Source organism: Ornithinimicrobium flavum (assembly GCF_004526345.1).
Taxonomy (GTDB): domain Bacteria; phylum Actinomycetota; class Actinomycetes; order Actinomycetales; family Dermatophilaceae; genus Ornithinicoccus; species Ornithinicoccus flavus.
Window position 1 is genome coordinate 2,526,453 of record NZ_CP038213.1, and the last position, 13,032, is coordinate 2,539,484.

The 13,032-nt window shown below is 71.4% G+C and carries 12 protein-coding genes and 1 other RNA gene; 5 read left to right on the plus strand and 8 right to left on the minus strand.

All coding sequences use genetic code 11. The features are described from left to right. The first annotated feature begins 62 nt into the window (after nt 1–62). On the plus strand, nt 63–422 hold the full coding sequence (locus tag E3Z34_RS11840; protein ID WP_134773765.1) for a hypothetical protein: 360 nt from the start codon (nt 63–65) through the stop codon (nt 420–422). 297 nt (nt 423–719) lie between these two features. Here the strand turns inward: E3Z34_RS11840 and ssrA are convergent. After that, nucleotides 720–1,086: a transfer-messenger RNA gene (gene ssrA / locus E3Z34_RS11845) on the minus strand. 113 nt (nt 1,087–1,199) lie between these two features. Beyond that, the gene (smpB, locus tag E3Z34_RS11850; protein WP_134773766.1) at nt 1,200–1,676 is read right to left on the minus strand and encodes an SsrA-binding protein SmpB; all 477 of its coding nucleotides are present in this window, start codon (nt 1,674–1,676) and stop codon (nt 1,200–1,202) included. 141 nt (nt 1,677–1,817) lie between these two features. On the opposite strand from smpB, the gene E3Z34_RS11855 reads away from it, so the two are divergent. Further along, on the plus strand, nt 1,818–2,237 hold the full coding sequence (locus E3Z34_RS11855) for a CBS domain-containing protein (RefSeq protein ID WP_134773767.1): 420 nt from the start codon (nt 1,818–1,820) through the stop codon (nt 2,235–2,237). Nucleotides 2,238–2,264: 27 nt separating this feature from the next. On the opposite strand, the gene E3Z34_RS11860 is transcribed toward E3Z34_RS11855, so the two are convergent. From E3Z34_RS11860 to ftsE, 3 genes are read right to left on the minus strand one after another with little or no spacing between them, the layout of a single operon-like run. Then, entirely contained in the window at nt 2,265–3,923 is a 1,659-nt protein-coding gene (locus tag E3Z34_RS11860) for a M23 family metallopeptidase (protein ID WP_134773768.1), read from the minus strand. 10 nt (nt 3,924–3,933) lie between these two features. Next, complete coding sequence (gene ftsX / locus E3Z34_RS11865) at nt 3,934–4,857, minus strand: permease-like cell division protein FtsX (RefSeq protein WP_134773769.1); 924 nt, start codon at nt 4,855–4,857, stop codon at nt 3,934–3,936. After that, nucleotides 4,854–5,549 (minus strand): cell division ATP-binding protein FtsE, encoded by a 696-nt coding sequence (ftsE, locus tag E3Z34_RS11870; protein ID WP_134773770.1) that lies wholly within the window; start codon nt 5,547–5,549, stop codon nt 4,854–4,856. Before ftsE ends, ftsX begins: the two co-directional genes overlap by 4 nt. A gap of 256 nt (nt 5,550–5,805) precedes the next feature. Here ftsE and E3Z34_RS11875 point away from each other — a divergent pair, with 256 nt between their 5' ends. Beyond that, entirely contained in the window at nt 5,806–7,347 is a 1,542-nt protein-coding gene (locus E3Z34_RS11875; protein WP_134773771.1) for a M28 family peptidase, read from the plus strand. An 83-nt stretch (nt 7,348–7,430) separates the two neighbouring features. On the opposite strand, the gene E3Z34_RS11880 is transcribed toward E3Z34_RS11875, so the two are convergent. Next, nucleotides 7,431–8,894 carry an aldehyde dehydrogenase family protein gene (locus E3Z34_RS11880; protein ID WP_134773772.1) on the minus strand — a complete coding sequence of 488 codons (1,464 nt, stop codon included), beginning with the start codon at nt 8,892–8,894 and terminating at the stop codon, nt 7,431–7,433. An 18-nt stretch (nt 8,895–8,912) separates the two neighbouring features. Further along, on the minus strand, nt 8,913–10,025 hold the full coding sequence (gene prfB / locus E3Z34_RS11885; protein ID WP_134773773.1) for a peptide chain release factor 2: 1,113 nt from the start codon (nt 10,023–10,025) through the stop codon (nt 8,913–8,915). Between the two features lie 62 nt (nt 10,026–10,087). On the opposite strand from prfB, the gene E3Z34_RS11890 reads away from it, so the two are divergent. Beyond that, the gene (locus tag E3Z34_RS11890) at nt 10,088–10,642 is read left to right on the plus strand and encodes a DinB family protein (RefSeq protein ID WP_134773774.1); all 555 of its coding nucleotides are present in this window, start codon (nt 10,088–10,090) and stop codon (nt 10,640–10,642) included. A gap of 24 nt (nt 10,643–10,666) precedes the next feature. Here E3Z34_RS11890 and E3Z34_RS11895 read toward each other — a convergent pair whose 3' ends face one another. After that, nucleotides 10,667–12,172 (minus strand): beta/alpha barrel domain-containing protein, encoded by a 1,506-nt coding sequence (locus tag E3Z34_RS11895; RefSeq protein ID WP_338043726.1) that lies wholly within the window; start codon nt 12,170–12,172, stop codon nt 10,667–10,669. 196 nt (nt 12,173–12,368) lie between these two features. On the opposite strand from E3Z34_RS11895, the gene E3Z34_RS11900 reads away from it, so the two are divergent. Continuing rightward, nucleotides 12,369–13,028 (plus strand): arsenate-mycothiol transferase ArsC, encoded by a 660-nt coding sequence (locus E3Z34_RS11900; protein WP_134773775.1) that lies wholly within the window; start codon nt 12,369–12,371, stop codon nt 13,026–13,028. The last annotated feature ends 4 nt before the right edge of the window (nt 13,029–13,032 follow it).

Here is a 13,032-nt window from a genome sequence, read left to right on the forward strand (position 1 = left end):
CAGGGTGCGGAGACCGGAGCAGCCCCGAGCCCGCGGCTTGGACGCTCGACCCCACAGACGGCGTGATCTCCGCGGAGTCATTCACCGTTCCCGACCAGGTCGCGGCCGGTGACCAGTTCGACGTGACCTTCGAGGAGTCGGTGGACCGGGAGATGGTGTACGACCTCTACCACGACGACGCCGAGGTCTGGACGGCGCGCTACCAGCTGTTCCCCCCGGGATCCGGCTCCGGGTCGTCCGAACCGTCCTGGGTCGCTGCGGGCGAGGAGGTCAACATCGCCTCTGTCGGCCTGACAGGCACGGGCCCGGACCGCCTCGTCATCCCACAGGACGCAGATCCTGGACGCTACGTGCTGTGCGTCCGCGAGGCCGTCGACCCGCCCCGGACCCGGTGCGCACCGCTGGAGGTGGTGGCACCCTGAGGGGACGCGACCCCGAGCGATTGGGTCGTGCCCTGGTAGTCCATCCGGACCCGGTAGCGGCCCCTGAACCGGGCGATGCCACGAGGCAGGCGGGCCCCCGCGTCCTTCGCGCTCACGTCATCCCCCTCCGGGTCGAGCCAGGGTGTGTCAGCCCTGTGTCAGTTCTGTGTCAGTTTTTCTGCCAGCTTGAGGCTACTCCTGACCACCCGTGTCCAGACGCACGAAACCCCCAGATCCGCGTCCTGATGCGGCATTCTGGGGGTTGACGTGCGACAACTCGCACAGCGTGAGACACGTGGGTGGAGGTGGCGGGAATTGAACCCGCGTCCGTTACCGGGAAATCAGGGCTTCTCCGGGTGCAGTGCGCTAGGGATTTTCTCGGCCCCAGGGCTCGCGCGCACACGTTCCCTGACAGGCCCAGTCACGTAGGAGTCCCGCACCGTCCCGTGACCTGACGGTGAAGCAAGTCCTCTAGCTGATGCCAGACACTGAGTCGAGGACTAGCTCAGGCTGACAGACTTCGGGCTCGCTCAGGCGGCGAGGGCGAAGTCGCTGCGCTTGGAATTGGCAGCTATTGGTTTCGCAAGGAGCGTTGACGAGATGACCTTGCATCCTCGACCCGCTTCCCCTGAAGTGCCGTGCAACGTCGAAACCGATCACCCCCATGGGGGTGTCTCACGCTGTGCAGTTGTCAATCGACCCGCCTCGCAGGAGGCGGACGTCTCAGTCTAGTGCGTCAACGCCGTCCGGTCCACGACCATTCCCCGTGCGCGTGCCTCAGCCGTGCTGCTTGAGGTGGGCGGACATGGCCCGCTCCGCCTCGCGCCGGTCCTGGCGCTCGCGCAGGGTCTGTCGCTTGTCGTGCAGCTTCTTGCCCTTGGCCAGCGCGATCTCGACCTTGGCCCGCCCGTCCTTGAAGTAGAGGGACAGCGGCACGATGGTGTGGCCGGCCTGCTCGGCCTTGCTCACCAGCTTGTCGATCTGGTCACGGTGCAGGAGCAGCTTGCGCCGACGCCGGGCGGAGTGGTTGGTCCACGTCCCCTGGGAGTACTCCGGGATGTGCACCCCCTCCAGCCACAGCTCGTCCCCGTAGACGGTGGCGTAGCCGTCCACGAGCGAGGCCCTCCCCTGACGCAACGACTTCACCTCGGTCCCGGTCAGCACGAGGCCGGCCTCGACCGTGTCCTCGATGAGGTACTCGTGCCGGGCCTTCTTGTTGCTCGCGATGAGCTTGCGACCGGTTTCCTTGGGCATGACCGCCCCAGTCTACCGACCCGAGGTATGTCGTTCCTCCGGTTTGACCGGCGGCACCACCGTGGCCGTTGCGCTTGCCCGCCCTCCGGGGAGCGGGCAGGGTGAGGCGCACCGCATACCCCACCCCGAAGGAGAACCGCCATGACGACCGCCCGAGACATCATGAGCACCCAGGTCCGCACCGTCTCCGAGGACCAGTCCCTGGTGGACGCCGCAGTCCTCATGCGCGACCACAGCGTCGGGGCGGTGCCGGTGACCGCCGCCGACGGCCGCCTGGTCGGCATCGTCACCGACCGGGACATCGTCGTCTCCGGGGTGGCCAGCGGCCGGGACCTGGCCGCGACCGCCGCGGGCCAGCTGGCCCAGGGCATCGTGTCGACCGTCTCCCCCGACGAGGACATCGACCGCATCGTGGCCACGATGGGCGACCAGCAGATCAAGCGGCTCGTGGTGATGGAGGGCACCCAGCTGGTCGGCATGATCAGCGAGGCCGACCTGGCACGCCACGTCGCCGACGACAAGGTCGTGGACTTCGTGAAGATGGTCTACGGTCGCGGCTGAGCCTCCACAGCCCTGGGACCCGGGGGGCTAGAGCCAGGTGCGCGGGTTGACCGGCGTGCCGTTCTCCCGGGTCTCGAAGTGCAGGTGGCATCCCGTGGAGTTGCCGGTGGTGCCCACGTAGCCGATCACCTGGCCGCGGGAGACGCTCTGCCCCGACGACACCGCAAAACTCTCCAGGTGCAGGTAGCTCGTGGTCAGGTTGACCCCTCGCTGCACCCCGTGGTCGACGATGACGGTGTTGCCGCCCCCGCTGTCGAAGAACGTGCTAAAGACGACGCCGTCGGCCGCCGCCATGACCGGGGCACCGCACGGGGCACCGAAGTCCATCCCGGCGTGGAGCCGGTAGGTGCCGAGGATGGGGTGCAGCCGCATGCCGAACTCGCTGGTGACCGGACCGTTGACGGGGTAGGACAGGGTGAAGCCCACGGGCGGGGGCTCGGGCGCCGGGGCGGGTGGCTGCGGTGCCGGGGCGGGCGGCGGCGGCGGGGTGGGCTGGCTGCGCTCCTGCTGCCGGCTGGCCCGGGCCTGGTCCTCGCGGGCCTTGCGTGCCTCCTCCTCGGCGGCAGCCTCCCGGCGTCGCGCCTCCTCGGCCGCCTGCTCGTCCTGGCGCCGCTGAGCCTCCGCGGCGGCCTGACGCTGCCGCTCGGCCTCCCGCTCCGCGGCCCGGGCCCGGGCCGCGTCCTCCTCCGCCTTCTTCCGCGCCGCCTCCTCCGCGGCCTGCCGCCGGGCCTCCTCCTCAGCCCGGAGGCGGGCCTCCTCGGCGCGGATCCGCTCGATCTCGTCGGCCTCGGCCACCTGCAACCCGTGCTTGGTGCGGGCCAGCTCGGCCAGCTGCGTCTCCAGGTCCGTGGACAGCTGCTCCTCCGCCGCGAGGTCGGCCTCGACCTTGGCCTTCTCCTGCTCCAGGGCGGCCTTGTCCTGGGCCTGCTGCGCCTCGAGCGCCTCGAGCTCGCTCTTCGCCTCGTCGGCGGCCGCGCGGGCCTGGTCCTTGGCGACCACGACGGCTTCCGCCCGCGCCAGCAGGAAGGCGATGTCCGTGCGCACGCCGGCGAGCCGGTCCTGCTCGGCCACCTGCTCGGCCTCCTGGGTCGCCAGCGACCGGATCTGCTGGTCCTGCACCCGCAGGACGGTGCGGGCCATCGCCATCCGGTCCACCGCGTCGTCCTCGCCCGAGAGCAGCTCCAGGGTCGAGGCGAGTGTCCCCATACCTCCCTGCTTGTAGTTCTCCCGTGCGATCGCCCCCACCGTGCTCCGGCTGGTCTCCTGCTCCTGGGCGTTCACGGCCAGGGAGTCCTCGATCTGGGCCTCGTCGGCCCGGGCGAGCGCGAGCTCGGTGTCGATCCGGTCGGCCTCCGCCTCGGCGTCCGCCAGGTCGAGCTCGGCCTCCTGCAGGTCGATCCGGGCCTGGTCGACCCGTGCGGTGGTCTGCCTCAGCCGCTCGTCGGCGGCGACGAGCTCGGCCGTCGTGTGCTCAAGGTCCTCCCCCAGCTCGGCGCTGCGGCGCTCCGCGGCGGCCCGGTCCTGCGCCGTGCGTCCGGTCTGCTCCTCGACCTCGTCGATGCGGTCGCGGATCTCGTCGAGGTCCGCGGCCAGGGCCGGGGAGGACAGCCCGATCGCCCCGGCGAGGGCGAGGCTGACGGCGCGCCGGTATGAGGTGCGGCGGCGGGCGGCGGGTGGGACGGGCATCGGTATCTCCTTAGACCCTGACGTGGCGCCGCAGCGCCGACCAGGCGGTGACCACGGCCAGCAGCAGCGCGCCGCCGACCAGGACAGGGGTGATGAGCCACAGGTCGGTCGTCCCGACCAGGCTGATCAGGCCGCTCTCCCCCGCGAGCAGCTCGGACAGGAAGCCGCTGATCCCGAAGCGCACCGTGGCCCACAGCAGTCCGACCGCCAGGGCGGCGCCGACGAGGGTCGCGATGATGGTCTCCAGGATGAACGGCAGGTGGATGGAGAAGGCGGAGGCCCCGACCATCCGTTGGATCGCGGTCTCCCGGCGCCGGGTCCAGGCGGTGAGGCGGATCGTGGTCGAGATGAGCAGGACGGCGCAGACGACCATGGCGACGGCGAGGGCCAGCGCCCCCAGGCTCAGCACCTGCAGGAAGGTGAAGAGCTTGTCGACGACCTCGCGCTGGTCCTCCACCGAGTCGACGCCCGGGGCCTGCTCGAAGGCCGCGCGGATCACCTCGTACTTGCCCGGGTCCGACAGGTTGACGCGGAACGAGGCGGGGATGGACTCCTTCGGCACCGAGTCGATGACCGAGGAGTTGCGGAACTGCTCCTGGAAACGTTCGTAGGCCTGGTCGTTCGACTCGTAGTAGACGTCGGTGACCAGCGGTCGCAGCGCCTCGAGGTCCTGCTCGACCTGGGTGCGCTGCTCGGGCGTCACCGCGCCCTGCGTGCAGCCGGCGGCGTCGGTGGAGTCGGGCGTGCACAGGAAGATCGAGACCTGGACCCGGTCGTACCAGTAGCCCTTGGCGGTGCTCACCTGCTGCTGCGCGAGCAGGCCGATGCCCAGGAAGAAGAGCGAGACCATCGTCACCAGGACGACGGAGACGAACATCGCCCCGTTGCGCCGCAGGCCGTTGCCGACCTCGCCCAGCAGGAAGCCGGCCCTCACGGGGCGACCACCTCCCGGTAGCCACCCTCGGCCTGGTCCCGGACCACCCGGCCCTGGTGCAGCTGGACGACCCGCTTGCGGAACTGGTCAACGATCGTGGTGTCGTGCGTGGCCATGAGCACGGTGGTGCCGGCGCGGTTGATGCGCTCCAGGATGGCCACGATCTCCTGGGAGGTGTCCGGATCGAGGTTGCCGGTCGGCTCGTCGGCCAGCAGGATCGGTGGCTTGTTGACCATGGCCCGGGCGATCGCGACGCGCTGCTGCTCACCACCGGAGAGCTCGTGCGGCAGCCGGCGGCCCTTGTCCTCCAGCCCGACCAGGGCCAGGGTCTCGGGCACCCGCTGGCGGATCTCGTGCCGCTTGGCGCCCAGGACGTTCAGGACGTAGGCGACGTTCTGGTAGACGGTCTTGCCGGACAGCAGCCGGAAGTCCTGGAAGACGGTGCCGATCTGGCGACGCAGCAGGTGCACGCGGCGGTGCGGGAGGGCGCCGAGGTCGTGGCCGGCCACCAGGATCCGACCGGTGGTCGGCGCCTGCTCCAGGATGACCATCCGCAGCATGGAGCTCTTGCCCGAGCCGGACTGGCCGACGACGAAGCAGAACTCCCCGCGCGTCACGTCCAGGTCCACGTCCTGCAGCGCCCAGGGGTCACCCTTGGCGTAGCGGAGGCTGACGTGCTCCAGGGTGATCATGGGACGAGCTCCCGGGTGCGGCTAGAGGGACAGGTGCGGTGCAGGTGACGAGTGGGGCGGCTGGGATGGCCGGGCATCACCGTAACCGACCTACGGGGCACGGCCAAGGACCCACGCCGCCAGGCCCGGGGCCCGAAGGTCAGGCGCTGGTCAAGGGAGGGTAAAGAACGGGTAAGGAACGCGAGCGGACCCTTCCGAGCGGCGCCGGAGAGGCCTGTGGTGCGGCGGACCCCCCATCCGTCAAAGGAGACGACACATGCGCAACCCCCGTGCCGTGGCGGTGTCCGCCGCCACCGCCTTCGTGGTCGCCGGCCTCGCCAGCCCCGCCCTCGCCGGACCCGGCAAGGGCCCGGGCAACAACAACGGCAACCCCAACAACCCGACCAAGATGGCGCGGGCCATCCAGGTCGACAACGTCATGGCCCACCTCGAGGCGTTCCAGGAGATCGCCGACGCCAACGGCGGCAACCGCGCCGTCGGCACCCCGGGCTACCAGGCGAGCGCTGAGTATGTCGAGCAGGTGCTGGAGGCCGCCGGCTACACCCCGGAGCGGCAGTACTTCACCATCGACCTCTCACGCACCGAGTTCCAGCTGCTGCGGGAGAACTCTCCCGAGCAGCGGGAGATCACCCACCGCGCCATGAGCTACAGCCCCAGCACGCCCGAGGGCGGTGTGACGGCTGACCTCGCCGCTCCGTCGGTCGACGCGCAGGGCTGTGACGCCGACGCGTGGGGCGGCACGGACCTCACCGACAAGATCGCCCTGGTCAGCCGCGGCACCTGCGCCTTCGGCGTCAAGTCGCTGGTCGCGGGCAGCCTCGGCGCCGAGGGCGTCATCGTCTACAACAACACGGCGGGCATCCTCAACGGCACCCTGGGCGGGCTGGACGACGACCACGTGCCGGCCACGGGGATCACCCAGGCCGAGGGCCAGGTGCTGCTGGGCAAGATGGCGAACGGCGCGGTCAACGTCACGCTCGACATCCAGGCCTTCGCCGGTGAGGTGGAGACCTTCAACATCATCGCCGAGACCAGCAAGGGCCGCACCGACAACGTGGTCATGGCCGGTGCTCACCTCGACGGCGCCTTCGAGGGGGCCGGGATCAACGACAACGGCTCCGGCTCCGGCTCGATCCTCGAGGCGGCCGTGCAGCTGGCGAGGGTGAACACGCTCAACAACCAGGTGCGCTTCGTCTGGTGGGGCGCCGAGGAGAACGGTCTGCTCGGCTCCAACCACTACGTCGCCGACCTCGCGGCCAACGACCCGGACGAGCTGGACAACATCGCGACCTACCTCAACTTCGACATGGTCGCCTCGCCCAACTACATCATCGGGGTCTACGACGCCGACGAGTCGACGTATGACGCGAGCGTGCCCCCGCCCGCGGGGTCCATCGCCACGGAGAAGGTCCTCACCGACTGGTTCGACGCCACCGGTCAGCCCTGGGTCGACACCGCCTACTCGGGCCGCTCGGACTACCAGGCCTTCATCCTCAACGGGATCCCGGCCTCGGGCCTGTTCACCGGTGCCGACGGCACCAAGACCGCGGCGGAGGCCGAGCTCTTCGGCGGCACCGCGGGCATCACCTACGACCCGAACTACCACACCGCGCTCGACGACATCGACAACGTCGACGAGACGGCGCTGGAGATCATGTCCAAGGCGATCGGTGCGGCCGTGATCTCGCTCGCGCAGGACACCTCGGCCATCAACGGTGAGCGCAGCGCCGGCAAGTCCGGCAAGCCGCACCCCGGCGGCCCGGTGCCGGTCGAGGAGGAGGCTCCCGACGCGGCCTGACGGCACGCCGGGAGGCGCACGCCTGACGAGGGGCCCCACGCACCTGGTGCGTGGGGCCCTTCCCCGTCCGGGGGTGGGTCGGGCTAGCGCCTGCCGGTGACGCGCCGGAGGAGACCGCGGACCGGGCCGGGCAGCGCGGGCCGCTGCAGCGGCAGGGCGACCCGGCGGACGAGGGTCTGCTTCCAGGCCGGGTAGGGCGGGTAGACGACCCGCAGGGTGTCAGGCGTGGCCGGCTTGGTGAGGACGGAGCGGTGGTGGCTCAGCTCCTCCAGGGAGCGGCGGCCGTGGTAGCTGCCCATGCCGGAGGCGCCGACCCCGCCGAAGGGGAGCTCCGGGGTGGCGAGGTGCAGGAGCGGCACGCCGACCGCCATACCCCCCGAGGTGGTGCGCCGCTCGAAGGTGCGCCGCACCGCCTCGTCGTCGGAGAAGACGTAGAGCGCCAACGGGTGCTCCCGCTCGCGGACGAAGGCGGCGGCCGCCTCCGCGTCGGCGACGGTGACCACCGGCAGGACCGGGCCGAAGATCTCCTCGGTCATCAGCGGCGAGGCGAGGTCAGGGTCGACCACCACGGTGGGCGCGAGGTAGAACCGGTCGGCGGCGTCGTGCTCGCCGCCGAGGACCACCCGGCCGCCGTGACCGTCCAGCAGACCGACCAGCCGCTCGTGCTGGGCTGCGTCGATGACACGGCCCAGATCGGGGCTGAGCTGCGGGTCGGCCCCGAAGAGCTCCTCGACCGCCTCCCGCAGCGCGGCCAGCAGCGGCTCCCGGGCGCCGGGCGTGACCAGCACGTAGTCGGGCGCGACGCAGGTCTGACCGGCGTTCGTCAGCTTGCCCCACACCAGCCGGCGCGCCGAGACGCGCACGTCCATCGTCCCGTCGACGAAGGCCGGCGACTTGCCGCCGAGCTCCAGGGTCACGGGGGTGAGGTGCTCGGCGGCGGCCCGCATGACGATCCGGCCGACCCGGGTCGACCCGGTGAAGACGATGTGGTCGAAGCGCTCGGCGAGCAGGGCGGTCGTCTCCGGCACTCCCCCGGTGACCACGCGGGCCACCTCGGGCTCCAGGTGCTGCGGCGTCAGGCGGGCGAGCAGCTCGGAGAGGCGGGGCGTGAGCTCGCTGGGCTTGAGGACCACGGTGTTGCCGGCCGCGAGCGCGCCCGCGACCGGGGACAGGAGGAGCTGGAGGGGGTAGTTCCACGGGGCGATGACCAGCACCACACCCTTGGGCTGGAGGTGGATCTGCGCCGTCGCGGGCCGCAGGGCCAGCGGGACGCCGACCCGCCGCGGCGCGGTCCACTCCCCCAGGTGGGCCAGCAGCTCGTCGATCTCCTGGACGACGAAGGAGGTCTCGGTCGTCCGCACCTCGAGCGCGGGCTTGCCGACGTCGGCGGTGACCGCCGCGGTGATCTCCTCCTCGTGCTCGGTGACGAGGCGGCGCAGCGCGAGCAGCTGGGTGCGGCGCCAGTCCAGGTCCAGGGTGGCACCGGAGGTGACGGTGCCGCGCAGAGCGGCGAGGTCGAGGGCGAGGTCAGGGGTGGCCGACGGCATACCCCCTAGCGTATGAGGTCAGTCCTCCGCCTTCTCCAGCGACCGCTTCCAGCGGATGCCGGCGTCGATGAAGTCGTCGATGTCCCCGTCCAGCACCGCCGCCGTCGAGCCGACCTCGTGGTTGGTGCGCAGGTCCTTGACCATCTGGTAGGGGTGCAGCACGTAGGAGCGCATCTGGTCCCCCCAGCTGGCCTTGACGTCACCCGCCATCTCCTTGCGCTCGGCGGCCTCCTCGGCCTTCTTGAGCAGCAGCAGACGGGACTGCAGGACGCGCAGCGCCGCCGCCCGGTTCTGGATCTGCGACTTCTCGTTCTGCATGGAGACGACCGTCCCGGTCGGGATGTGCGTCATACGGACGGCCGAGTCGGTGGTGTTGACCGACTGCCCACCGGGGCCCGAGGACCGGAAGACGTCGATCTTCAGGTCGCTCTCCGGGATCTCGATGGAGTCGGTGCTCTCGATGAGTGGGATGACCTCCACGGCGGCGAAGCTGGTCTGGCGCCGGCCCTGGTTGTCGAAGGGGCTGATGCGCACGAGCCGGTGGGTGCCGGCCTCGACACCGAGCGTGCCGAAGGCGTAGGGCGCCTTGACCTCGAACGTGGCCGACTTCAGCCCGGCCTCCTCGGCGTAGGAGGTGTCCAGCACGGTGGTGGGGTAGCCGTGTCGCTCGGCCCAGCGCAGGTACATCCGCATGAGCATCTCGGCGAAGTCCGCCGCGTCGACCCCGCCCGCCCCGGCGCGGATCGTCACGACCGCCTCGCGCTCGTCGTACTCCCCGTTGAGCAGGGTGCGGACCTCGAGCATGGCGACGTCCTTGCGCAGCGTGGCCAGGTCGCGCTCCGCCTCCTCCAGGGTCGCGGCGTCGCCTTCCTCCACCCCCAGCTCGACCAGCGCCTCGAGGTCGTCGATGCGGACGTCCATCCCGACGACCTTGTCGTGCTCGGCCTTCGTGCGGGACAGCGTGGAGGTCACCTGCTGGGCCCGCTCGACGTCGTCCCACAGGTCGGGGGCGGAGGCCTGGGTCTCGAGCTCGGTGATCTGCTCCTGCAGCCGGTCGAGGTTGGTCACCTCGCGCACGGACGCCATGGTCGCGCGGAGGTTCTTGATCTCGGTCTCGAAGTCGACTGCCACGAGGGTCAAGCCTACGCGCTCGCAGCCGTCCGGAGGACCCACCAGGCCCTACCCTGGCCGGTATGCCGCAGCACAGCACCGACGAGCAGGGCCGGCCCGAGCCGCCGCTGGTGGCCGACGAGGCCGCCACGCTGGTCGGCTTCCTGGACTTCCAGCGGGCAACCCTGGAGTGGAAGACCCGGGGTCTGGACGAGGCGGGTCTGCGGCGCCGGCTCGACGCCCACCCGTCGGAGCTCACGCTGGCCGGGCTGCTGAGCCACCTCGCCTGGGTGGAGGACTTCTACCTCGCCTCCGGGGCCACCGGCTCGCCGATGCCCGCCGAGTGGGGATCCACCGACGACGGGTCGGACTTCGTCAGGGCCTGGACGTCGGCGGCGACGCTGCCGGCCGAGGAGGTCCGCCGGCGGTGGGAGGGCGCGGTGGCCCGGTCCCGGGCGGTGGTGGCGGAGCTGCTCGGGCACGGGCCGGACGCGCTGGACCTCACCTACCCCGCCTGGGACGGCCGGGAGCAGGTGACGCTGCGCTGGCTGCTCACCCACCTGGTGGAGGAGTACGCCCGGCACAACGGCCACGCCGACCTGCTGCGCGAGCTCGTGGACGGCCGGACCGGGGAGTGAGGTGCCGGAGCGGCCGACGACCGGTCAGGCGATCGCGACCAGGTGGGCCGACGCGCTGGCGGCGACGGCCTCCTGCAGGTAGGACAGTGCCTGCCTGGCGGTCCACCCCTCGGGGTGCCGCGCGATCAGCGCCTGAGCACCCTCGAGGTCCTGCCCCAGCGTGACCAGGGTGTCCTCGACGTAGCCGTCCTTGCGGTGCTGCTCCAGGCCGATGTTGGCCATCAGCCCGTTGCACAGGCACTTGCGCCCGACGGTGTCCTCCAGGTCGCCGCCCTTCTTGAGGTACATGTGCACCGGCTCGGAGGCGCAGCGGTAGCCGACCTCGCCGTCCTCGCGTTCGTAGGGCTGGCGCAGGTAGGACAGGTCGCACAGGCGCGGGCGCGCCTCATAAACCTCGACCTGGCTGGCCGTGCCCTCCAGCGTGGCAACCTTGAAGGGGAAGCCGGTCGGGCTGGCGCGGGGGTCGTTGCGCACCTCGAGGCCGCCGGCCCGGAGCCTGTCGAGCATCTGGGCCCTCATGCGGTCGGCGAGACCGGAGTCGCGGGACATGGCGAAGAGGGTGCCGACCTGGACACCGACGGCGCCGGCGGCCACGGCCTTGGCGACCCGCTCGGGCGTCCCGTAGGCACCGGCCAGCCAGAACGGCAGTCCCAGGGCGGCCATCTTCTCCAGGTTGGCCTCGTCGCGGGCACCGTAGACGGGGTCACCGTGCTCGTCGAGCTGCATCCTGCCGCGCGGAGGCGCGGAGTGGCCACCGGCCGGCGGCCGCTCCACGACGAAGCCGTCGGGGCGGATCTCGGGGTCGCGGTGCAGGTATGAGGCGAGCTGGTCGACCGAGACGATGGCCAGGAAGTCGGGGCGGACGAGGGCGGGCAGCTCCTCCCCCAGCAGGTCGACCGGGTCGACCTCGACGTAGCGGCGCAACCGTCCCCCGGCGACGTCGGCGCTGATCCGGCCGACGGTCCCGGCGGCCAGCGCGCGCAGCAGGGCGGGGATCTCCCGCGGGATGCCCGCGCCCATGAGCACGTAGTCGACACCGGCCAGCATCGCCCCGAACAGGGCCGTGGGGGTCGCCATCTGGACCTTCTCGAGGCAGTTGATGCCCACGACGCCGTCGTGGCCCTCCTTGGCCAGCCACACCTCGGCGAAGTTGCCGAGCACACCCAGCTCCTGGCCCGCGCGAGCGGTCTCCAGGGTCAGCTTGGGGATGGGCTTGTAGGGCGCGTCGGGGTGGCGCCCACCCTCGACGAAGTACTTCTCCAGCACCCGCTCGACCATGGCCGGCGACGGGAAGTGGGCCAGGGCCCGCCGGTAGTGCCCGCCCGGGTCCCCGTCCTGCAGCACCCGCGACAGCACGGCGTCCATGGCGGTCCCGGAGACGACCCCCAGGTGGCCCGCGGTGGAGACCTCGCGGGCCAGGCGCCAGCCGGAGACGGCCACCCCCATGCCGCCCTGGATGACCATGGGGCGGTGACGGACGGGGTGCCCGGGCGAGGGCGCGTGCTGGTGCTCGGTGGGGACAGCAGCCATACGAGGGGAGACCTCTCGTGTCGGGGGAACCTACGGACACGTAGGTTTCGCTTGCGTAAGTTACGGTAACGTAGGTTGGCCCTCCTGTCGCATCACGCAGGTCAGGCGCGTCGGCGCGCATCCGCACAACCCCGGGCGTACACTGGTTGTTCACCTGGCGTTCACCTAGGGTGGAGTTTGCAGGAGGAGCGCGACGATGAGGCTGCACAGCCGGATGTACGAGCAGACGGTGGGGCGTGTGCTGGAGGAGCTGACCGAACGCTTCTCCGACGGCTTCACCGCCGACGAGGTCGCGGCCGTCGTGGCCCGCGGCCGGGCCGAGCTCGAGGCCGGGAGGCACCCCGAGTTCATCCCCGCGCTGCTCGACCACTGGGCCCGTGACGAGCTGCTCCGCATCGCGCGGGAGGAGGGTCGGGCCCTGTCGCCGCTGCCCAAGATCCTCTTCGTGTGCGAGCGCAACGAGGGCCGCTCCCAGGTGGCGGCCGCGCTGGCCGAGCACCTCTCCGACTGCGGGGTGCTGACCCGTTCCGCAGGAGTGCATCCCACCGGCCGGCTCAACCCGCACGCCCGCACCGTCCTGGCCGAGCGTGGTATCGAGCTGCGCAACCCGCTGCCCTCGGAGGTGCAGGCGGACGCCCTCGACGCGGCGGACGTCCTCGTCCTCATCGGGTGCGGGTCGTGCGACCTGGCCGGTCGCCGGACCGTGCGCTGGGACGTGGAGGACCCTCACGCCCAGGACCTGGAGACGACCCGCCGGATCGCCGACGACCTCGAGGTGAGGGTGCGCGAGCTGCTGGCCGAGCTCGAGGTGCCGGTGGTGGACCGGCGGCCGGCGGCGCACCCCGTCGCCGGCTGAGCCA